Genomic DNA, 20,698 nt, shown 5'->3' with positions numbered 1-20,698 from the left:
GAGGGGGAAGCCGCGTAGGGCGTAGCCCGTAGCGTCTTCCCCCTCGCGACTCCGGTCAGAATGGGTCGGCCTCAGCTTCAGTCCTGGCACTCGCGCGCGCCTGCTCGCGGGCTTTGATGCGCTTCTTCGCCTCGGCCGTGCTGCGACTGAAGCGGATCGACTCGTTGCCTGTCTCCACAATGTGGCAGTGGTGGGTGAGGCGGTCCAGAAGCGCGGTGGTCATCTTCGCGTCGCCGAACACACTGGACCATTCGGCGAAGTCCAGGTTGGTCGTGATCATCACACTGGTGTGCTCGTACAGCCTGCTGAGCAGGTGAAACAGCAGCGCCCCGCCGGCCTGGCTGAATGGCAGATAGCCCAGCTCATCCAGAATGACCAGATCCATGCGCAGCAGGCTGGTGGCGATACGACCAGCCTTGCCTTGAGTCTTCTCCTGTTCCAGCGCGTTGACCAGATCGACCGTGGAGTAGAACCGCACCCGCTTGCCATGCTGGGTGATGCCAGAAACGCCAATAGCCGTGGCCAGATGGGTTTTCCCAGTCCCGGGCCCGCCCACGAGCACGACGTTGTGCGCCTCGTCGGTGAAGGTCGTCGTGGCCAACGTGCCCACGAGTCTGCGGTCCACCGGCGAGACCTCGAAGTCGAAGCTCGCCATGTCCCGATGCACCGGGAACTTCGCCGCGTGCATTTGGTGGCTGACCGAGCGCATCGCACGATCAGTGCCCTCGGCCTGCAGCAGGTGCTCGATCAACCAGCGTGAGGACTCAATCCCCGCATGACCACCTTGCTCGACCAGATCGGCCCACGCGCCGGCCATGCCGTGCAGGCGCAGTGCCTTGAGTTCGACCAGCACGTCAGTCGTCATGGCCGGCTCCCTCGACGGTGATGCCAACGGTGTTGCCCACGCCGCTTGCAGCACGCAGGCTGTCGTAGCGCGCCGTGTTCGCCAGTGGTGGTGTAGCCACTTTCAACTGCGTGGCCGCTGTTGGCAGTGTCGGCACCGCGTTGAGCCTGCCCAGCACGTTGACCACGTGCTCCACACTGACCTTGCCCGGCGGCCCGCTCTCCAGGGCCAACTCCACCGCCACCAGCACCGCATCCAGTCCGGCGCTCAGCACGATGGCCAGCACCTGCGCCATCACCCTGTCGCCACCCGGGTTGCGCAGCAGCCCTCGGCGCAGCCGCTGCAGTGGCTCGGGCATGTCGGCAAACGGCGCGCCGTTCCTGAGTGCGCCGGGCTTCCGCTGCAGCAGCGGAATGTAGTGCTGCCAGTCGTACCGGGTCTCGCCAGCGCTGCTCAACCGGTCGTGGCGTGCAACGATTCTGTCCTCAGCCACGATGACGACGCTGGCCGGGTATAGCCGCGTGCTGACCATCTGGCCAAACAGTTCGCACGGTACCGAGTAGCGATTGCGCGCCACCGACACCAGGCAGGTGCTGGACACCCGAGCGGGCTTCTCGACGTAGCCGTCGAAGGGCGCGGGCATGGGCATCAGGTGCGCTCGCTCGTGCTCGAGCATCTCGGCCACGCTGAACTGCGTGTGCTCCGGGTGGCGCACCTCGTCCCACAGGGCCCTGCAGCGCTGGCCTAGCCAGGCGTTGAGTTCGGTGAAGCTGCCGAACTTGATCTTGGCCGCGTCGATCCAGATGCGCCGGCGGCTGTCCTGCACGTTCTTCTCCACGACACCCTTCTCCCAGCCGCTGGCCACGTTGCAGAAGTCGGGGTCGTACAGGTAATGCGCGCACATGGCGGCGAAGCGCTCGTTGACGATGCGGCCCTTGCCCTTCTTGACCTTGTCTACAGCCGTCTTCATGTTGTCGTAGATGCCACGCCGGGCCACGCCACCGAGCGCCGCGAACGACCGGGTGTGGGCATCGAACAGCATCTCGTGTCCCTGGCTTGGGTAGGCCACCAGCCAGAAGGCCCGACTGGCGCACAGCTTCATGTGTGAGACCTGCGCCCGGTAGTAGATGCCGCCTACCACCACGCCTTCCTCGCTCCAATCGAACTGGAAGGCCTCGCCCAGCTCAAAGGCCAATGGCACAAAGGCGTTGGCAGTCGCCGTTTGCCCTTCGCTCTGGCGCCACGCCCGGATGAAGTCGGTCACCCGCGTGTAGCCGCCTTCGTAGCCCGCGCTCCTGATTTCGGCGTACAGCGCCTTGGCCGTGCGACGCTCGCGCTTGGGCCGCCGGGAGTCTGCCTTCAACGCCTGCCGGAGCGCGTCGTGGAACGCTGTGAGCTTGTTCGGCTGCTGGCCGCGCCGGTACTTCGGTGGACTGTCCACCTCGCCGTGCAGCCACTTCGCAACCGTGTTGCGCGACAGCCCCGTCATGCGCGCAATCTCGCGCTCCGATTTGTTCTTCCGGGCATGCAAACGCCGGATCTTGCCAATCATGTCCATGGTGATCACTCCTCGTCCTCTGTTGCACAAAAAAGCAGCAGAGTAGGTTGCTCACCTGGCTCAGTTTTGGGTCGGCACAACCCTCATCAGTGGCTCAGTTTTCGGTCGGCGCCAACACGGTAAGCAGTCTTTTAACGACGCCCCTCAGCGTTGCAGCGTGAGACGCAAGATTCAGCGGGGTGCAGCAGGCATGTTCCACGGCATCAACGCCGCGTAGTCGTCGGCAGTCTGTGCGAGCGGGAGGCGCTGGAACAACCAGGTCAGATAGCGATACGGTTCGATGCCGTTGGCCCGGCAGGTCTCGATGAGCGAGTAGAGGTTCGCGCTGGCTTCTGCGCCGGCGACGGAGGTCGAGAACAGGAAGTTTTTGCGGCTGATCACGAATGGCCTGATCGCGTTCTCACAGGCGTTGTTGCTAATTGGCCAATCCCCATTCTCGACGTAGCGAATGAGCTTGGGCCACTGCCCGCGCAGGTATTGCAGCGCCTTTCCAAGCAGGCTGCCAGGCACTACGTTTGGCAACTGTTCGCGCAGCAACTCCTCGATGGCTTGTAGCACACGCGCACTGTATCGGCGACGAAGCCGCTGTCGCCGCGCTGACGGCCACTCGGCCGAGCGCGATTCCGCGGCGAACAACTTGCCGATGAGCTTGACGAAGCGCGTGGCCGTCAATTGCGGCGTGCGCAGGGCCTTGGGTACAGCCTCCTCTGCCTTGATCACGGCACGCCGCGCGTGGGCCCAACAACCAAGGTGAATGAGCTGGTGCTCGATCGCCAAGCCGTTGTAAAGCTCGTAGCCATCGGTCATCAACGCCGCACCTGGACGGATGCCAGCATAGATTTCCTTGGCGTGTTTGGCGCCGCGTCCCGACGCGTAGCTGAACAAGCGCACGGGCGGCCCGGAGCCGTTCATTTGCGCCCACATGTAACTCTTCGTCTGTGGCCGCCGTCCCGGCTCCTTCAAGACCTGGAGGACCGTCTCGTCGCCGTAGAGGATGTCAGACTCAAGCAGCGTGTCGCGCAGCAGGTTGATCACCGGCTGCACGGCCTGACCCACGCGCACCATGCTGGCGGCGATGGTATTCGCCGAGATGTCGCCGCCGAAGCGGCGCAGCAATGCGGCCTGGCGATACAGCGGCATGCCGAACTGGTACTTGCCGGTGGCAATCCAGGCCAGTGCCGACTCGGTGAACAGGCCACGGGGGATGATACGCGGCGGGGCCGGCGTGACCTTGATGCCCAGATCGCAGCACGGGCAGGCGCGCTTGACGCGCTGGTGCTGGATGACACGGACCTGTTCCGGGATCACGTCCAATTGTTCGCTGATCTCGACACCGATCTCGACCAGCGCGTGTCCATCGTTGGCACAGAAGCGCTCGGACTCTGGCAGGTCGTGGCGCACCACTTCGCGTGGCAGATTAGGATCGAGGGGCTTGCGACCACGCTTCTTGCGGGTGTGAGCAGCGATCTTCGTGCCGGGCACGTCTTCCTGTGCCGGCTGTGCGTTGGCGGTGAGTGCTTCGGCCTCGTTGAACAGCCCGAGCTGGTCCGCATCACGCGCTTCGCTCTTGGCGCCGAACAGTTCGCGCCGATAGGCACGCAGTCGTTCTTCTGCTAGGTCGCGCTCCGCCTTTACCAGGCGCAACTCACCCTGAAGGACATCACGTTCGAGGCGAAGCTGGCGCGCTGCGTCGCGTTCTGCGAGCAGCTCCTCAAGTTCTTCAGCGGTGATCGTGACGTTGATGGGCATGGCGGGTTGGACCGACATGCCCATGCGAGAGTTCAACTCGTTCGCACGTAGATGCGTTGGGGATGCTTCCTGATGACTGCGATGTCGATGCCGTCCAGCAACCAATGCAACTGATCGACGGTGAGCGTGACGATATCGGTCGTGTCCGGCCACACGAAGCGATCCTCGGCTTCCAATCGCTTGAGGAATAGCCAGAAACCAGCACCGTCCCAGCCGAGGATTTTGATACGGTCGCACCGTCGGTTGCCGAACACATACAGCGAGTGGTCGAACGGGCTGAGCAACATCGCCTGCTCCACCAGAATCGACAGTCCGTTGATCCCCATCCGGAAGTCCACCGGCTCGCGATGCAGGAATACCTTCAGCCCGCTGTCGAACCGGAACACGGCATCCTCCCCAGCATCTGGACAATCATCGTCAGCCCTGCGAGATCCGCCTGGCTCAGATCCAGTTCGACGCCATTGGGCAATCGCACATGCAACGCGACGGCCATACAGGCGGAGGTTGGATCGACTGACGTCGCCTCTGAGGACTCCACGGCCACGAATGCTGAGGGTCGGTTCTCGGTCATCGTTCTCGTCTGCATCTGTTGCACAGGATCGCCGGGCGGATCGGGGAAATCCGCTGCTTGGCCGACAACCGGCGCCTGATCACTCATCGTGCGCTCACGCTCCAGCAGATACTGCGCTATCCACTTGCGCAGCAGGCTGACGTGCACGCCGCTCTCCAGCGCCTGGCCTGCGATGGATATCCCTGGCCGCAGACAGGCCTCAACCAGTGCTCGCTTGCTGGCCTTGTCGTATCGCTTGCGACCCCTGCTGTTGCTGCTGACAACTTTCAGTTCCGGCGATGCTTCGCTCATCAATGTTCTCCTGAAGTAGGTGGAGAACATCATCACCATTCAGACTGCCATTTGATAGACGCCAATGAAAGACTGCTTACCCAACACGCGCCCATGCGGCGCCCAGTCAAGACCAGTCAAGCGGGCTCGCTACGCATTGCCGCCCGTATGACTCCCTTTGCAGTCCCGCTCCCGCCAATGTGGTTTCGCCTCCGTTTGGGGCATCGGCGTCGACGGTAATGAATCAGCCGGCCAGCTTGAGGACCGTGGGCTGCGAGAGCTTCCTGGCCTTGCCTGCGCGCGACGGGGGGCGGCACATGCTGCATACAAAATTCGCCTGCGGCTCATATGGATGCGTCACGAACTGCCCACTGCAACAGGTGCAGGTGGAAAGCTGTAGCATATTGCGCTCGATAAACCGGACTAACGTCCAGGCACGGGTGAAACTTAAGACAATCTCGCCGCCGAGCAGCGATACCTGCTCGAGATAGAGCCGATAGCTGGCCACCACAGTACGGATGCCGCTCGCCTCGCCATGCTGCACCATGAATTGGTAAGCGGAGAAGAACAGCGACGAATGGATATTTGGCAGCCAAGTGGTGAACCAGTCGGTCGAGAATGGCAGCAGGCCTTTGGGCGGCGAGATCCCGCGCAACTCTTTGTAAAGCCGGATCAGGCGATCGCGCGAGAGCGTGGTCTCGGCCTCCAACACCTGCAAGCGCGCGCCCAGCCCGATCAACTCAATGGCAAGCTGGGTCTGCTTGGCATCCTGTAGCACGCTCTTGCGACTGGTCACCGGAGTGGCCGCAAGGCTCCGGGCCGGGACAGCTTGCAGCAGCGCACTCAACGGAAGGACTCCACGGGCTGGCAGGCCAGCAAGATGGCAGCGTGCATCTGCTGCATATCATGGCCCTTCGGGTTGTGGGTGAGCGTCGACAGCAAGGCATGATCGTCGAATCGGAACCGGCACAAAACCATATTGGATGCCGCCAGCTTGACCAGTTGCGCAGGTGTGAACTTGGCAATGATGTCAGCGACTTCCTTGCCAACACCCAGCCGGTACATGGCTTCTAACTGGTTCTCGCGCACGAGTTGTTGCGCGAGTAGCAGGTAAGCGAGGTTAATTTCCTTGATCTCATCCAGAAATCTGCTAGCTTCTTCCATCTTCTTCCCTTCTTCCCTACTGGCCCTCAGAGAGAGCCGGATGGACCACAAACTCGCCGCCGAACCCTTAACATCTTGTTAAATTGGTAACGAGATGTAACGCTATGTCCGGGATGCGTTATAGCATCGGTTCTTCCCTTTGCCAAACGATCTTCGCAGGAAAACTGGGAATGTTACACAACAAAGACAATGGGTGCCGATTCACGCACTGCCAGCATGGGGCGAATGCTGATTAGTTTACTTAGAGGCCGGAGCCTCCGGCCTCCAATACCCTGTCGGCTGCACACAATGCCTGCGACTCACATTCTTTTTATCCCTTTTGGTCATTTGACCGAGCGCGGGAAATTCACCTCAGCGGAGGCTTGCTGGATGCGACTACGGTGCTGCCCACGCTTGGGGAAGCGCGCGATTGAACATTTGTCGGGACGGCATCATGGCCGGCCCAATACTTCCGTCCCATCAACAATGGAATGGCCGACACCTCGAAAACGACCGCGTCATGGCGCTTAACGCAATAATCGGCTCACGCGTGGCCCGATATCGAACATTTCGGCAAATTGCAGCGCTGGTAAGGGGCGACCGAATAGATAGCCTTGCCCCTCTTCACATCCAAGGCGGTGCAGTGTGTCACGTTGCTCTTCGGTTTCGACCCCCTCGGCAATCGTCTCCATGCCGAAACTCCGTGCCATATCGAGCAGCGCGCGGACGATGGCAGCGTCCCGATCCGATTCCTGTATTTGTTGCACGAAGGAACGGTCAATCTTGATCCGGGTCAGTGGGAAGCGTTTGAGCAGGCTGAGCGATGCATAGCCGGTTCCGAAGTCGTCGAAGGCGATGCCCACACCGTGATCCCGCAAGCGCTGGAGCGATTCCAACGCCAGTTCGTTCCCATCGAGCACGATGTTTTCGGTGATTTCAAGCTCCAGCGCCTGCGGGGGCAGGCCGTGTCGCTCCAGGGCCGAGATGACCTGTGAATCCAGATCGTCCGCACGAAGCTGCGCGCCGAAGAGGTTGACGCCGATACGGAAATCTTTTGCGCCACTTCTGCGCCATAGCGCTGCCTGCGCACAGGCTTCATCAAGAATCCACGATCCAGCACTAACGGCGAGCGCCCCCTCTTCCAACGCGGGCAGGAAAGCCGCAGGAGACAGAAGGCCATGCTGCGGATGCAGCCAGCGGATCAGTGCCTCGGCACCGGTGAGTGAGCCGTTGGCCAGGCGAACCTGCGGTTGATAGAAGAGCACGAATTCGCCGTCGCTGACTGCCCGATGCAACTCAATGCTGTAGTGCCGCCGCCTCCTTTCGTAACACGGTGGCGAAGACGAACGACTGGCCATGGCCGATGCTCTTTGCCTTGAACAGAGCCAGGTCCGCATTGCCGATCAGTTCCAGCGCTTCCCGTGCATGAAGCGGTGCGATGGCCACGCCGCAGCTAACCGATAGCCGCACCTCATGTCCCTTGATGAGGATCGGCTCGGCCATGCTGGCAATCACGGCATGGGCGACATCCTTCGCCTGCCCGGCACGATCGCATTCCGGCAGCAGGATAGCGAACTCGTCCCCACTGATGCGTGCGACCGTATCGTTCGGTCCCACCGCGTTCTCCAGACGGCGAGCCACCTCGCAGAGGATTCCATCGCCCACCGCGTGGCCAAGCGTGGCGTTGACGTCCTTGAACCCATCGACGTCGACCATCACTACGGCTGCCGGCAAGGCGAGCGTGAGTACCTCTTCCACGCGCCGGTAGAAGCTCGCGCGGCTGGCAAGTCTGGTGAGCATGTCGATGCTCGCAAACCGTTGCAATGCCCGCTCCTCACGCCGCAGCGCTGTTAGGTCCTGCAGGCTGGCCTTGCATGTCAGGTCTGCGTCCGTGCGCAGGCAACTCAGGGACAATCCGAGAAGAAATTCCGTTCCGTCTTTGCGCAGGCCGTGCAGTTCCACCAGCATGGACGCTTCGTCGACCGAACCGGCCTCCGCACGCGAGATCAGCTGGCGCAGTGCAGCCCCCTCTCGCTCGGGGAACAGGCTGTCAAAGGATCGGCCGGGGCCCTCGCTCGGCTCGTATCCATACAAGGCAGCAGCAGCGTCGTTCCAAACGAGGATATCCCGTGCTTGATCGAACTGCACGAAGGCAGCGGCGTGGTCTTCGGTCAACCCCTCCGTGGAACGCCCCCGTACTGCCTGTGCAGCAATTTCGATGCGGCGCAACTCCAGCCTGTCCTCTGCCATTCTGGCCAGCTCGCGCAGACGCTCACGGTCTTCCTCTGAGAAGTCGCGGTGTGGCCGCCCGTCGATCACGCAGAGTGCCCCTACGGCATGGCCAGCAGGAGACATCAGCGGGACGCCGGCGTAGAAACGCAAGTTAGTTGGCCCCGTGACCAAAGGGTTGTCGTAAAAGCGTTCGTCGAGCGCGGCGTCCGGCACCACCATGACTTCGTTCCGGGTGATCGCATGCGCACAGAAGGAAACGTCGCGGCTCATGTTGACTTTTGCGCCCTCGAGACCAGTGCTTGCCGCAAAGAAGACATGGTCGCTGCCAATCATGTTCACCGCTGCAACAGGCATCTTGAACACCCGTGCGGCAATTTTGACCACCGGGTCGAGACTGGGCAATGGCCTATCGCTTCCCAGCCCATATGCTGACAGGGCCGCTAGACGCTCTGCCTCAGTCGCCAATACTGGAGGACACTTCATAAGAGTTCTCCTAACTCGCCGCAGCAGTGCTGAACTGCCTCAGTCAATTGCTCCGGCCATGCAATACGTGTCCCAAATGTGATATATGTGCAGCTTTCAACACAAATAATTTACACTCCGTGCTTGTTAATCACGTGCGCGTTTGGCCGAGAAACTTGACTTGCCGGCGTCATCTGTTAATACACCGTCACTTTCGTGAAAAATCGCGACAATATTTAGTATCTGATGTGCGCGCTTCGCTCCTTTCTTCAGGGCCATCCGCAATACGCCTGCCGAATAGGCTGTCTGCTTCGGCCAAGCGTCCTGAAGTCCAAGTATAAAGTACAGGAAAGCAACCTCACGCTCAGGTTCTGGCGCGCTATGTGGAGCATAGGGCGCATACAGTGACCACGCCTGCGCCAGCCACTCCGGCGTAAACGGAAGGTCCGGGAAAACCTTTTTGAAGCGTGTTGCATGGTCCTTTTCCCATTTCGGATTCGCTTCCACCATCCGTTCTTGTAACCATGCGAAATCCAGGAAATTCAGCCTATTGAAGCCGAAAACGAGTCGATCAACATCGCTGACTTGCACTTTCATTATGAATTCATCCTTGGCGTTGTGCGATTTAGCTCTTCATGCAGTGTCCAGTTATCCCGATGGATTAAGAAAAAAATAAAATTCCTCTTCCACGCGAAATGGTTAACGACGTAATTTAATGTGATGGCTAACTGGTGGCAGTCCAGAAAAAATGTCGGAAGCAGTCATCCAGCTCCGTTTCGAACACGTGATTGGTATAGTTGCTGAGCGTCGTGACTGCTATGGCTAGAATGATGTCCAAGACATTCTTCTCACTGTAACCGGCATCGAGAAATGCTTTTAGTTCGACTGTGCTCGGTCGCCCTCGATGGACGAACATTGCACGTGTGAAGTCCACCAGCGCGTGAAGCCTTGCATCCAATACGCCCCCCCGTCACGAATTGCATTTATGACTTCTGGGGGCGCGTTGATGACGGTAGTGGCGATGCCGCTATGCATCGCCACTGAGTAGGAACCGCCATTGGCAACGGATAGTGCCAGAGTATCACCTCTTGTTCCAGTGGCGTCAGGGAACACTCCTGACGGAATTGGGTGTAGCTGTAAAGGTATGCATCAAACAACCCCGGTGCGTTGGCCATCGCCGCATACATATTGGGAATACTGCCGACCTCGTCTCTAACACCGTCGAGAATCTCCCTGGCATTGGGGCTCGCTGTATGCAAGGTTACAAGAGGCAAGGAGAGACGGGCGCATAGAGTCATCGGGTCACCTGGTGCACAAGTAGGTATTGTTGATTTTGGTCGGATCGGTCCAAAAAGGTGCAAAAAATGCTGCAATGCGCATAAGATTATCAATCACCGGGGACAATTGACGCTCTGTGTAACCTGCTTTTGCCTGCATCGTGGAGATATCCCTACGCATCCTCATTCGGAGCCCCCGTCGAGGAAAGAAAGCGGTCCGCAAAGGCCGCTGCTGGTAGCGGCGGGCTGCACAGGTATCCCTGCCAAAGATCACACCCGAGTTTCTTCAGGAAGAGTCGCTGGGCTTCGGTTTCTACGCCTTCGGCTTGTACGCGCAGACCGAAACCCCTTGCCATCGCGACAATGGTGGCCACCAGTTGCATGTCTCCGGTTTCGTCAGGTACATACCGGATAAAGCTGCGATCGATTTTCAACTTGTCAACAGGGAAGCGCCTTAGATAGGCTAGCGAGGAGTAGCCTGTGCCGAAATCGTCAAGGGCCAACTTGATACCCAGCGATTTCAGGCTGCGCAGAAACTCGACCGCCTGGCTGCCGCGCGACATCAGGCCAGATTCGGTGACTTCAAGCTCTAATCGGTCTGGCGGGAAACCTGTCTCTGCGAGTATGTCCCGCAACTGCCCTTGGACATGACCGCTGCGAATCTCCGTAGCGGACAAGTTGACGGCAAGCACCTCGATTGCTTTGCCCTCATCAAGCCATTGTCGGCCTTGACGGCAGACCTCGCGTTGGACCCACGCGCCGAGCGGCAAGATTAAACCGGTGTCTTCCAGCAAGGGAATAAACTCGGACGGGCCGACTTCGCTTCCGCCGTCCCGCGGCAGGCGAACCAAGGCCTCGGCCCCGATGACCTTGCCATCTTCCAAGTTGACCAGCGGCTGGTAGTGTAGTTCGAACAGCCCCTGCCGTAGCGCTCGTCGCAAGCGCGCCTCTAGAGCCAGTCTAGAGTTGGCTGCAGAGGTGAAGCCCGGTGCATAGGTACGCCAGGTGGCACGACCTGAGCGTTTCGCTTCGTGCATAGCGGCTTCCGCATTTCGGATCAACTCCGGAGCATGACTGCCATGCTCTGGGTTGACCGCAACGCCGATGCTAACCTGCACGAACAACTCGCCGACCGTTGGCAAGCAGAATGGCGCAGAAAAAACCTCAATGAGTTGGCGGACGAACTCATCCGCCCCACGGACGTTTTCCATGTCATGGAGAACCACCACAAACTCGTCTCCGCTTTGCCGGCCGAGGATGTCGTGAGATCTCATCTGGGCCTGCAAACGTTGTGCGACTGCAACTAACAATGCATCACCCACGGCGTGACCGAGGCCACCATTGATCGTTTGGAAATGGTCAATATCGATGAATAGTACTGCCAGGCGATGGCCGCCTTGCTGCGCGACGGCAAGCGATTGCTCTAAGCGCGCACGGACCAAGAGGCGATTCGGCAGATCCGTCAATGGGTCGAAATGAGTCAGAGCGTCCAGCCGATTCTCAGCCTGCTTCCAACGTGTCAAGTCGGTCAATACAGTGACATAATGCTCAGCTTTCCCGTTGTCGCCTGTGACGGTGCTGATAGACAGGAAGTGCGGCAGTACCTTGCCGCTCTTGCTTTGATTCCATACTTCCCCTTGCCAGTAGCCCTCGCGCGCAAGTGTATCGTGCATCTCCCGATAAAATTCGACCGGGTGCATGTCCGAGCGCAGAAGACTGAGGGGATGACCTACTGCTTCGACCTCGTCATAGCCAGTTAAATTGCTGAACGCGCGGTTGGCCGAAACGATACGGGTATCCAGATCCATGATGATGATGCCGTCTCGCGAGCTTTCTAAGGCTGCCGCCAGCAGGTGAATCCGGGCGGCCTGTGCAGCATGCTTGGCGACAATATTGAGGCGAGTCAGCGCAAGGGAGATGTCGCCGCCGATCTCTCGCAGCAGATCCACTTCCTCGTTACGTTTGAGATCAAGCGCGTCGCTGGCGAGATGGAGCACGCCGATGAGCTCCTTATCGCACCGCAATGGAATACCGGCGCAGGCGCTCATGCCGCCCGTCAAATCTCCGATCGCCCACTCCGGAGCGATGTCATCATCCCGAAAGCTGGTGATATAAACGACTTCTCCGCGGCTCCAGGCATTGATCGGATCGCCGTTGCGGAGATCGACCGAATTAGGGACGGTGGCCTTAGTGTCTGCCTTGCGCGTTGTTATGCCGACACTATCGAACTCTTCGATCCAGGCCCGGCGGAACCCGCCGAATCGCAACGCAGCATCGCACACACATTCAAACAGCATCTCCCGTGTGGTCGCGTGCATGCTTGCCTGGTTCACGTGACTTAGGAAGCCGTATAGGCGAGACAGTTCACGCACACGCTGTTCGGCGCAGTGCCGTTCGGTGACGTCCCACGCCAGCCAGATCACGCTGTCGGTATTACCAATCGGAGCAACGCGGGCATCGAACCAGCGTTCGCTTCCATCGATTGTCAACCGGTATTCGTATGCCGTGGTGCGTCGGCTAGAGAGCGTTCCCCTGACGACACTGAGGCAGCCGTCGGCGGCGTCTGCCGGCAAGATATCCGTGATTTTGCGTTGCAGGATCGCAGTGGCTGGCTGAAGAAGTAGCTCGGTCTCGCTGCCAAATACTTCAAGATACCGCCCCTCAGCATCGAGCAGAAAAGATACGCCAGGCATCGCCGAAACAAAGGCGCGAAGCTGTGACTCCCTCTCGGAGAGTTCTTCCAGGGCACCGGCACGACGTCGCTCGGATCGCGCGAGTAACGCAAACAGGACCAGTGTCAGCAGGCCGACAAGCGCGATATTCAATGCATCGAGCCGATGCAATGCGCTACGCCGGGCAGCGATCTCTCGAAACAGGATGCTCTCCACTTCTGACGCCGCTTGCTCGACCGCTCTGTAATGCATCCGCAATTCGAGCTGCGTAGTACTGCGTGGATTAGCGAGCCTCTGACGAATGGCAGCAGCCATCCTCTCGAGCTTGACACCATAAGCGATTGCGGCGGCATCGATGCGGACGGTGGAGCGCTGCGTGACGGCGAAATCAGCAAGTTGGCCGTTCCCTTCCACCAGGCCACGGCCGGCCTCACGCGCGCGAGCGAGACTTGCAATCAGCAGACCCTGGGTCGAGGAAGGATCGCCACTTAGGATACTCTCCAGGTGCAGCTCGGCCGCAGTGGCCGCGCGGCGGCTCTCAGACAGACGGTCGAGGGCGATCAAGCCTTCGCGTAAGGTCTGATCGGAACGGTAACTTGACCAGGCCATCAGCACCGCCGTGATGCAGACGAACACCGTGAGCGCTGCCAAGAGTGGCACCGTACCCGGAGTTTGGTTCGAATGCCTGGTCATTGTCATGGAGCGCCCGGTGCAACTGCAATATTGTCGGCGAGAAGCCCGAACCGCCGCATCAGTTCCAGATGCGCGGGGCTACCCACGAAGTCCGCCAAGGCATGATCGATAGCATCGCGTAGTCGCTTATCCTCTAGCCGCATGGCAAAGGCCGGGGGGCCAGGGGAATATTGGTCGCGCGCGGTATCCGGCCTAATGAGTTCGAATACGCCAGCCTCTGCCCTTGGCATCAGGAAATGCAGCGATACGGATGAGAGCATCAAAGCATCTGCAAGGCCTGTTCTAACTGCAGCCGCCGCTGCAGCCGCGTCCGGAAAGGCTTGGATTTGCCCATCTGACAAAGCGGCTTTATGCGCCAACTGCTGCTCGACCGAGCCATCGATAATGGCCAGCTTTGCGGTCGGTAGCGCTGCTAAGTCACTTAGCGATCGAAGATGGAGAGGATTGCCATAACGAACTAACAACCCTGGTTGAATTGTTGCCGTTGGGCGAGTGAAGAGCACGCGCTGCGCGCGCGCAGGCGTGACGAACATGCCGGCGGCGATGATGTCAATGCGACCGCTCTCGAGTTCGTGAATGAGACTAGCGAGATCGGCCTGCATCCATACCACATTCTCCCTGCCGAGGGAGCGCAAAGCATGACGCAAGACCTCCGGCGCTTCGCCGGTAACTCTGCCATCTGCTTCGACCATCGCGAATGGTTCTTCGATGGCGTACCCTACTCGCAACGCTTGGCCACGTTGATAGCGGGTCAGCGTGTCCTCATGGTTCATGTCGAACACAAATATTGCTAGCGACACAGTGACTAGGCCCGCCAGCGTGGCCGCCAAGAGGTAAGGCCGTCGCAACAGCTTAATCAAATGCATGCCTGCCGAGTAGAAGGTCATTAGCACATCCTCGACAACCAGGATCGGAGGGAGGTTCGGATCATTAGCTGGGTGTTTTATTCGCAAGCTGGTCCAGTGCTGGACAATAGGAGTCGGGAGCCGCATTGGAACATTGATTCAGAAGGCCGTGCAACTCGGCTTTCATTGTCTGAAATTCGGATAGCTTGGCTTCGATCATTGCTAGACGCCGTGCGATCACGCCACAGATTGTCTGACAAGAGGAATCCCGCCCAACGAGAATCCCGATGTCAGCAAGAGAAAGCCCACAACTCTGGGCACGGCGAATTAAACGTAGTTGCCGGAGGTGAGCGGCCTCATACCGGCGCTGACTACCATGTGGCTTATTAGGAACATTCAGTAAACCCAAGGATTGATAGTAGCGGACGGTTTCAACGCCGACACCCCCATGCTGCGCCAATTGACCAATCGTGTAACTCACCAGCTTGACTCTGTAGTTCACTACGGAGTTAGAGTCTTTATGCGCAGAGGGCAGGGACTCTTAGTCCGGAGATTCAATATTGACCCAGCAGGATGAATTTATTTTTTTATAGACTGTAACAAAACGTTAACAAGATCACAAGTTATCGAAAATGCAACATCACTCGTGATTTCCTCGTTCCGGCAATCGGAGTTACAGCATCGCTGCCCTTCCATTTACGTAAGGCTGTGGGTCAATTGATGATAAATAGCTGAGAACGCCCGGTCAGGCGCAATTCGCCACAACGGCGACCACCGGACATAGTGCTCCGGGGGGCAGAGACAGCCGCCATTTGGCCTGATCTTGAATTGCAGCGCCATCAAGTCTGCGTGCCGCCGCCGATTCGACTAGACCGAAGCGTACCGCCCGCAGAGCGGCGAGCGCTGCGAGTTGCACTTCCAGCAAGTTGCGCCTCCGCCAATCCTCCGCTGCTCCTGGCCGATTGCGCTTGAGACGGCGCCGTTGCAAGGCTACGCTCGCCTGGAGCGACGCTATCAGGACGTCAAGGCTGTCAAGGCGGGAGATGTTAATGATGGCTTGATGATTGTTTGGCATGATGCATGAGGGCGAGGCCCGATGAAAAAGGTCCGATGACAAAGGCTTGCCGGCTAATGGCCAAAGCGGCAACGCCGTAGCCCAAAATTCGCCGCATTTCGCTATCGGATGAGGCGATCCCAGCGACCATAGTGCTCACGGCTGCGCCATCCGCGTGGCAGCGTGTTGCCGATGACGGCATAGTCGGCAACGGGAGGATAAGTGCATTCCCTTATACAGAAGTAGGACCGCCTCGGCAGCCGAGCATGTAGCCTGAGGCTGCGAAATTTCGAGGTAAGGGGTTGTTAACTTCGCCAGACTCGCGTTTACTCTCGAATTTTCGCGCAGCAATGAGCAACGAGTCGGGGGCATGGGTGGACGAGGAATTTGAGAGTCTGGATCTTGGTGATCCGCGGCGGGATCGGCGCGCCAAGGAATTGCTCAAGCGGTTTGCGGCCCTGCCCACGGCGAGCATCCCCGGCGCATGCGACGACTGGTCGCAAACCGTTGGGGCATATCGGTTTCTCGGCAATGAGCAGATCGATTGGCGGGACGTGATGCAGCCGCATTGGGAACGCACGGCGGACAGAGCTGCGCAGTTTCCGGTAGTGCTGTGCATCGCTGATTCGACCGAGTTGAACTTTAATGGCCAGGAGATGGAGGGGTTGGGGCCGCTGAGCTACGAAGCCCAGCGGGGCATGTATCTCCATCCGACCTACGCGGTGACGCCAGACCGGGAACCGCTTGGGGTGATCGATGCTTGGATGTGGGCTCGGGAACCGAAGGACGCCGACGGCAACCGCGGCGGGATCAAGGAAAGCGTACGCTGGATAGAAGGGTATGAACGCGTTGCGGAACAAGCCGCGCCATTGCCCAGGACACGACTGGTGTATGTGACGGACCGCGAGGGTGATATTGCCGAATTGATGGCGCGCGCCCAGGAACTTGGCCAACCAGCCGACTGGCTGATCCGCAGCCAACACAACCGCAACCTTGCTGAGGGCGGCAAGTTGTGGGATAGCGTCGGCGCCAGCCCGGTACTCGGGGAAATCACCTTTATCTTGCCGGGGCGTGCAGGCCAGAAGGCGCGCGAGGTCAAACAGGAGCTACGCTCCCAACGTGTGAAGCTGCCGGGTCTGGTCGGCGCGGAGATCACCTGTGTAGAGGCAAGGGAGATCGAAGCGCCCGCGGGCGTCAAGCCAGTGGTTTGGCGATTGGTGACGAACCGTGAAGCACAGGATGCCGATGCCGTCATCGAGCTGGTTGAATGGTATCGGGCCAGGTGGGAGATTGAGATGTTCTTCCATGTCCTGAAGACTGGCTGCAAGGTCGAAGCGCTACAGCTATCGCAGATGGATCGTGTGGAGCGGGCCTTGGCGTTGTATATGGTGGTGGCGTGGCGCATTGCCCGGCTGATGCGATTGGGCAGAACCTGCCCGGATCTGGATGCGTCCGTGTTCTTCGACGCTGACGAAATTCGGGGAGCATACGTGCTTGCCAAGAAAGCTCGCCCGAAGACACCGGTCACACTCAATCAGATGATTCGGCTGGTTGCTTCCCTGGGTGGGTTCCTTGGGCGCAAGAGCGATGCCGAGCCCGGCGCAAAGACGATTTGGATCGGCATGCAGAGAACCATGGACGCCGCCCTCACCATTCAAGCACTGCGGGAAGAGTCATGACTTCCGTATAAGGAAATGGGATAAGTGGGGTTGCGGAACACTCCGTCTCCTTGACTCGCCAAAATGGCAAAGCCGGACGTTGCGGACATGGCTTTCGGCGCCCATGCCGTCTGATTGCCTGTGCCACTAGCGCAGGAAAAAAACTTCAACGCGCTATGCCTGCGTTACACGGCTCGCCCTCCCGCTGTGCCATGGCTTCCCGAGCCACGCGTCACCGTTGAAGATCGAGCCGCCTTCTATTTAGGACTAGGCTATGGCGAGACAGGCCTGCGCGCACGCCTGACACGCTTGCGCGCACTCCTGGCAATGCTGCGCCTCATGCTTGGCGCACTCCGCCCCGCACTCTTCACAGACCTTCGCGCACTGCGCGCATATCTCGCGCGCGTACTGGCTGTCACGCGCCATCATCGCCGCGGCGTACGCACACGTTTCGGCGCAGTCCAGGTCTAATGCGATGCAGCGCTTTATGGCCTCAACCTTTGGGTCACGCAGGCAAGACGCCAAGCAGTGACGACAGGCGACTGCGCAGGCGTGACAGGCTTCAATACAAGATAGATAAGCGTTCAACAAAAAGTGAATCTGTAGTCTTTTCCGATTCCTTGAAGGATTACATCGACATCAGCTTCGAGGGTTTTGGCGTCGCGGGCCTTGAAGGCCAACCACTCGTATTTCATCTTGTGCCAGAGCTTCTCAATGCGATTTAGCTCCGGGCTGTACGGTGGCAGGAAGTACAACGTCAAGCCTTTCCTTTTTAGGAGCCAGAGATAAGGTCGCAGTGCGCGGGCCGTGTGGACCGAGGCATTGTCGAGAATCACGGTCAGCGGCTTGCCGACGTGTTCGACCAACAGGCCGAGGAATCCAGCGAACAGCATCGAGGTCATGGTCTCCCACAACTTCACTGCAAAAAGCCCCCCTGAGGACAGCAGTGCTCCGACCACGTTCAGACGCTTACCGCGCCGAGCTTCAATCATGTGTTGCTCCCCGACTGGTGTCCACGCACTCCGATTCGGCTGCGCTTGCGCGAAGCCAACTTCGTCTACGTAGGCGAGTTCGATTTCGCCACGCTTGGCTTGCTCGACCAACTCCCCGATCTCAGATTGGGCTTGTCGGAACCGCTGTTCATCTCGCTTTTTTTTAAACTATGCCGGGTTCGCTTCCACACCAGCCCCGCTCGCTTGAGAACCCCTGTCAGCGTATTGAGATGAACTCGAACCCCGAACTTTTGCTCGAGTCGTGCCAGCAGTTCCGAAGCCGTCAGCGCCTCCTGCGTCGCCCACACCTTCAACTGCTCAACGTGCTCCGACGATAGCTTGGAGGGCGCACCGCTACGCGGCGCGTCCGACAGCGCTGCCATGCCTTTTTCCAACCAACGATAGCGCCTCTCGTACACCGCCTCCAACGTCAACTCTTGCCGCTTGGCTATCTCCTTGGCTGGCACGCCGTCGCTAAACATCAGAATGGTTCGCGACCTGTCTCGTGTTCTCCAATCACGGCGACTTCTCGCGAGGACCTCAAGCTCGGTGCGTTGTTCTTTCGTCAGTTTCAGCGGCTTCAGTGCCATCGTCTATGTCGCGGTTCTTGGTTATCTCGATATTATAGAGATACTTGTCATGAACCGCTTAGCCCGACTTTCGCAAGCTTGATGTTGTTCCGGGGCGGCACCGAGTCGGAATGTGGCGTAGATATTGGATTTCGGTTGATTCGTTGGCTCGAAGATGCTACATGAAAGAAATGCACATTTTCGAACGAACAGTCAACGGCCATCGCTACCGCATCGCGGCGCAGTCCGTGTGGAATGCCGAGCGGGGACGATCCGTCGCACGCCAGGTCGTGCTGGGACCGGCCGAGCCGCCGCGAGTCGCGGATCTGAGTGCGACCCAAACGGTGGGCACGCGCGGGGTCGGCGACGTCGGGGCGTTGATCTGGGTGGCCGAGCAATTGGACCTGATCGGGCAGATTGATCGGGCGTGCGCAGGGGTTGGCGCCAAAGGCGGCCCGTCCGTGGGCGAGTTGGCGGTGGCCGTGGCGATTCAGCGCGCGTGTACACCGGGACCCAAGTGTGAGCTGGGTGAGTTTCTCGACGGGAGTCTGCCGCGCCTGTCGTGTTTGCCGGGCTCAGCGTTCACCGGCCAGGCCTTCCATCGTGTCGCGCAGCAGGTGACCGATGAGCAGTTGGAGCAGGCGCAGGTGGCCATCGCGAAGGCCGCCATCGCCCGCTTCGAGCTGTCCGCGGACGTGCTCGCATTCGATACCACGAACTTCGATACCCACATCGACACACAGACGCCCGGCGATCTGGCCCGGCGAGGACACGCCAAGAGCAAGAGAAAGGACCTGCGTGTGGTCGGGCTTGGCCTTCTGGTCAGCGAGACGGGTCATGTGCCGCTGTTGTATCGGACGTATCCCGGCAACGGCTCGGACCAGGCGGTGCTCGCGGCGTGCCTGGCTGGGTTGGCGCAGTTGCATGAGGCGCTCGACAGCGGTGAGGGTCGCAAGCAGCCGGCGCAGCGCACGGTGGTACGGGACGGCGGGTTCTGGAGCCCGCAACTGGAACTCGATCTCGATGCCGCCGGCTACTACAGCCTCATCTCGTTGCCGCTGGGGCACAAGGCCGCGCAAGAGGCGCTGCAGATGGCGGCGCAGCGCGGTGCGATGAAGCCGCTGTCGGGCAAGCTCAGCGAAGTGCGGGCAGCGCGGGTTCGAACCACCGTCGGCGAGTTGGACCGCACGCTCGTGGTGGTGGAGAGCCAGGAGCTGCTCGAGGGTCAAAAACGCGGGATCGCGGTGGCACTGCGCAAGGCGAAGGAGGAACTGCGCACGCTGGAGGGGTTGGTCCAAAAGGGTCGCATCACGCGCAGCCGGCTGGAGCTGCGGGTCAAGAAGGCGCTGACTCGGGAACACCTGTCGAGCTTCGTCGTGACCACCATCGCCGGAACCGAAGCGGCACCGACCTTGCAATGGCACGTCGATGCCGCATTGCGCCGCGAGCTGGAGCGAACGCGACTGGGCAGGCGGGTGCTGTGTACGGATCGGCACACCTGGAGTACAGGGCGCATCGTCTACGCGTTCCGAGGGCAGTGGAACGTCGAGGAGTTGTTCCGCAGAACGAAGAAAGGCGGCGTGGTTCCGTGGGGGCCATCACACCAGTGGGCCGACGGATCGCTGCGCCTGCACACCTTCGCGACCGTGCTCGGCCTGATGCTCGTGAGCTTGGCGAAGATTGCCCTGCGGGCCGACGCTTCGGCCCGTCGCATGATGGAAGGACTGGCCGAGATCAAGGTGACGTTGGTGAGGACGAAGACCGGGGCAGCGGGACGACGGCCAACGGCGATGCTGGCGCCGGAGCTCACGGCCGAGCAGCGCCGCGCCGTGAAGCTCTTCGAGCTGCAGAGGTGGGGACCAACATTATTTCATGTATGACGTCGGCGCCCGTTCAGCAACGATTGACGGCCAAGAGCCGTCGATCCGGCCCCTTGCTTTGCGAAAGTACCGTTAGATAGATAGATAGATAGTTTTCATGTGGCATGGCAAAGCTCCCAAAAGGAAATTCGGCAAGCGCGCGAGGCGCCGCCAGGAACGAGAGCAATTCGCGCGCCACAGGATGCAGACGCCAGCATGGATGCGCCCACCTTACAGGAGCATTACGCGA

At 59.7% G+C, this 20,698-nt stretch carries 18 protein-coding genes; 2 read left to right on the top strand and 16 right to left on the bottom strand.

Annotated elements, in window-relative coordinates; genetic code table 11:
- Window positions 1-55: 55 nt before the first annotated feature.
- The 13 genes from istB to RS901_RS38985 all read right to left on the bottom strand — a co-directional run bounded on the left by istB (window position 56) and on the right by RS901_RS38985 (window position 14,797).
- Window positions 56-865: an IS21-like element helper ATPase IstB gene (gene istB, locus RS901_RS35125; protein ID WP_316152097.1), complete on the bottom strand. Its 810-nt coding sequence runs from the start codon at window positions 863-865 to the stop codon at window positions 56-58.
- Complete coding sequence (istA, locus tag RS901_RS35120; RefSeq protein WP_316152099.1) at window positions 855-2,402, bottom strand: IS21 family transposase; 1,548 nt, start codon at window positions 2,400-2,402, stop codon at window positions 855-857. Before istA ends, istB begins: the two co-directional genes overlap by 11 nt.
- Window positions 2,403-2,573: 171 nt before the next feature.
- Window positions 2,574-4,151 (bottom strand): IS66 family transposase, encoded by a 1,578-nt coding sequence (gene tnpC, locus RS901_RS35115; RefSeq protein WP_316154628.1) that lies wholly within the window; start codon window positions 4,149-4,151, stop codon window positions 2,574-2,576.
- A 32-nt stretch (window positions 4,152-4,183) separates the two neighbouring features.
- Complete coding sequence (gene tnpB, locus RS901_RS35110; RefSeq protein WP_316154630.1) at window positions 4,184-4,537, bottom strand: IS66 family insertion sequence element accessory protein TnpB; 354 nt, start codon at window positions 4,535-4,537, stop codon at window positions 4,184-4,186.
- Window positions 4,513-5,013, bottom strand: a complete 501-nt coding sequence (locus tag RS901_RS35105; protein ID WP_316154632.1) for a transposase — start codon at window positions 5,011-5,013, stop codon at window positions 4,513-4,515. The genes tnpB and RS901_RS35105 overlap by 25 nt, the downstream gene beginning before the upstream one ends.
- 223 nt (window positions 5,014-5,236) lie before the next feature.
- The gene (gene flhC / locus RS901_RS35100; RefSeq protein ID WP_316157547.1) at window positions 5,237-5,839 is read right to left on the bottom strand and encodes a flagellar transcriptional regulator FlhC; all 603 of its coding nucleotides are present in this window, start codon (window positions 5,837-5,839) and stop codon (window positions 5,237-5,239) included.
- Window positions 5,836-6,156, bottom strand: a complete 321-nt coding sequence (gene flhD, locus RS901_RS35095; protein ID WP_316157546.1) for a flagellar transcriptional regulator FlhD — start codon at window positions 6,154-6,156, stop codon at window positions 5,836-5,838. The genes flhC and flhD overlap by 4 nt, the downstream gene beginning before the upstream one ends.
- 506 nt (window positions 6,157-6,662) lie before the next feature.
- On the bottom strand, window positions 6,663-7,400 hold the full coding sequence (locus RS901_RS35090; protein WP_316157545.1) for an EAL domain-containing protein: 738 nt from the start codon (window positions 7,398-7,400) through the stop codon (window positions 6,663-6,665).
- A 31-nt stretch (window positions 7,401-7,431) separates the two neighbouring features.
- Window positions 7,432-8,769, bottom strand: coding sequence for a diguanylate cyclase domain-containing protein (locus tag RS901_RS35085; protein WP_316157544.1), 1,338 nt, complete (start codon window positions 8,767-8,769; stop codon window positions 7,432-7,434).
- A gap of 207 nt (window positions 8,770-8,976) precedes the next feature.
- A complete protein-coding gene (locus tag RS901_RS35080) occupies window positions 8,977-9,426 on the bottom strand; it encodes a hypothetical protein (protein WP_316157543.1) in 450 nt (149 codons plus the stop codon).
- Between the two features lie 853 nt (window positions 9,427-10,279).
- A complete protein-coding gene (locus RS901_RS35075) occupies window positions 10,280-13,429 on the bottom strand; it encodes a bifunctional diguanylate cyclase/phosphodiesterase (protein WP_316157542.1) in 3,150 nt (1,049 codons plus the stop codon).
- A 44-nt stretch (window positions 13,430-13,473) separates the two neighbouring features.
- Entirely contained in the window at window positions 13,474-14,358 is an 885-nt protein-coding gene (locus tag RS901_RS35070; protein ID WP_316157541.1) for a transporter substrate-binding domain-containing protein, read from the bottom strand.
- Between the two features lie 43 nt (window positions 14,359-14,401).
- The gene (locus RS901_RS38985) at window positions 14,402-14,797 is read right to left on the bottom strand and encodes a MerR family transcriptional regulator (RefSeq protein WP_410054120.1); all 396 of its coding nucleotides are present in this window, start codon (window positions 14,795-14,797) and stop codon (window positions 14,402-14,404) included.
- Between the two features lie 923 nt (window positions 14,798-15,720).
- Here RS901_RS38985 and RS901_RS35065 point away from each other — a divergent pair.
- A complete protein-coding gene (locus tag RS901_RS35065) occupies window positions 15,721-17,049 on the top strand; it encodes an IS4 family transposase (RefSeq protein ID WP_316157540.1) in 1,329 nt (442 codons plus the stop codon).
- 246 nt (window positions 17,050-17,295) lie between these two features.
- Here the strand turns inward: RS901_RS35065 and RS901_RS35060 are convergent, their stop codons facing one another.
- Genes RS901_RS35060 through RS901_RS35050 form a run of 3 tightly spaced genes read right to left on the bottom strand, consistent with a single transcriptional unit; the run spans window position 17,296 to window position 18,610 of the window.
- Window positions 17,296-17,619, bottom strand: coding sequence for a four-helix bundle copper-binding protein (locus RS901_RS35060; RefSeq protein ID WP_316157539.1), 324 nt, complete (start codon window positions 17,617-17,619; stop codon window positions 17,296-17,298).
- The gene (locus tag RS901_RS35055; RefSeq protein ID WP_316155523.1) at window positions 17,613-18,131 is read right to left on the bottom strand and encodes an IS630 family transposase; all 519 of its coding nucleotides are present in this window, start codon (window positions 18,129-18,131) and stop codon (window positions 17,613-17,615) included. Before RS901_RS35055 ends, RS901_RS35060 begins: the two co-directional genes overlap by 7 nt.
- Window positions 18,086-18,610 (bottom strand): helix-turn-helix domain-containing protein, encoded by a 525-nt coding sequence (locus RS901_RS35050; RefSeq protein ID WP_316155525.1) that lies wholly within the window; start codon window positions 18,608-18,610, stop codon window positions 18,086-18,088. Before RS901_RS35050 ends, RS901_RS35055 begins: the two co-directional genes overlap by 46 nt.
- A gap of 161 nt (window positions 18,611-18,771) precedes the next feature.
- Between RS901_RS35050 and RS901_RS35045 the strand changes: the two genes are divergently transcribed.
- Window positions 18,772-20,469: an IS1634 family transposase gene (locus RS901_RS35045; RefSeq protein WP_316157538.1), complete on the top strand. Its 1,698-nt coding sequence runs from the start codon at window positions 18,772-18,774 to the stop codon at window positions 20,467-20,469.
- Window positions 20,470-20,698 lie beyond the last annotated feature (229 nt).

It is taken from the genome of Cupriavidus sp. BIC8F (assembly GCF_032465815.1).
Classification (GTDB): Bacteria; Pseudomonadota; Gammaproteobacteria; order Burkholderiales; family Burkholderiaceae; genus Cupriavidus; species Cupriavidus necator.
Note: the sequence above shows the minus strand (reverse complement) of the source record. Positions and strands in the feature narration are given on the sequence as shown.

Excerpts from the sequence above, each read along its gene's own strand:
- istB (WP_316152097.1), bottom strand. The coding sequence starts at position 865 with ATGACGACTGACGTGCTGGTCGAACTCAAGGCACTGCGCCTGCACGGC.
- istA (WP_316152099.1), bottom strand. The coding sequence starts at position 2,402 with ATGGACATGATTGGCAAGATCCGGCGTTTGCATGCCCGGAAGAACAAA.
- tnpC (WP_316154628.1), bottom strand. The coding sequence starts at position 4,151 with ATGCCCATCAACGTCACGATCACCGCTGAAGAACTTGAGGAGCTGCTC.
- RS901_RS35105 (WP_316154632.1), bottom strand. The coding sequence starts at position 5,013 with ATGAGCGAAGCATCGCCGGAACTGAAAGTTGTCAGCAGCAACAGCAGG.
- flhD (WP_316157546.1), bottom strand. The coding sequence starts at position 6,156 with ATGGAAGAAGCTAGCAGATTTCTGGATGAGATCAAGGAAATTAACCTC.
- RS901_RS35080 (WP_316157543.1), bottom strand. The coding sequence starts at position 9,426 with ATGAAAGTGCAAGTCAGCGATGTTGATCGACTCGTTTTCGGCTTCAAT.
- RS901_RS35070 (WP_316157541.1), bottom strand. The coding sequence starts at position 14,358 with ATGACCTTCTACTCGGCAGGCATGCATTTGATTAAGCTGTTGCGACGG.
- RS901_RS35065 (WP_316157540.1), top strand. The coding sequence starts at position 15,721 with ATGAGCAACGAGTCGGGGGCATGGGTGGACGAGGAATTTGAGAGTCTG.
- RS901_RS35050 (WP_316155525.1), bottom strand. The coding sequence starts at position 18,610 with ATGGCACTGAAGCCGCTGAAACTGACGAAAGAACAACGCACCGAGCTT.
- RS901_RS35045 (WP_316157538.1), top strand. The coding sequence starts at position 18,772 with ATGAAAGAAATGCACATTTTCGAACGAACAGTCAACGGCCATCGCTAC.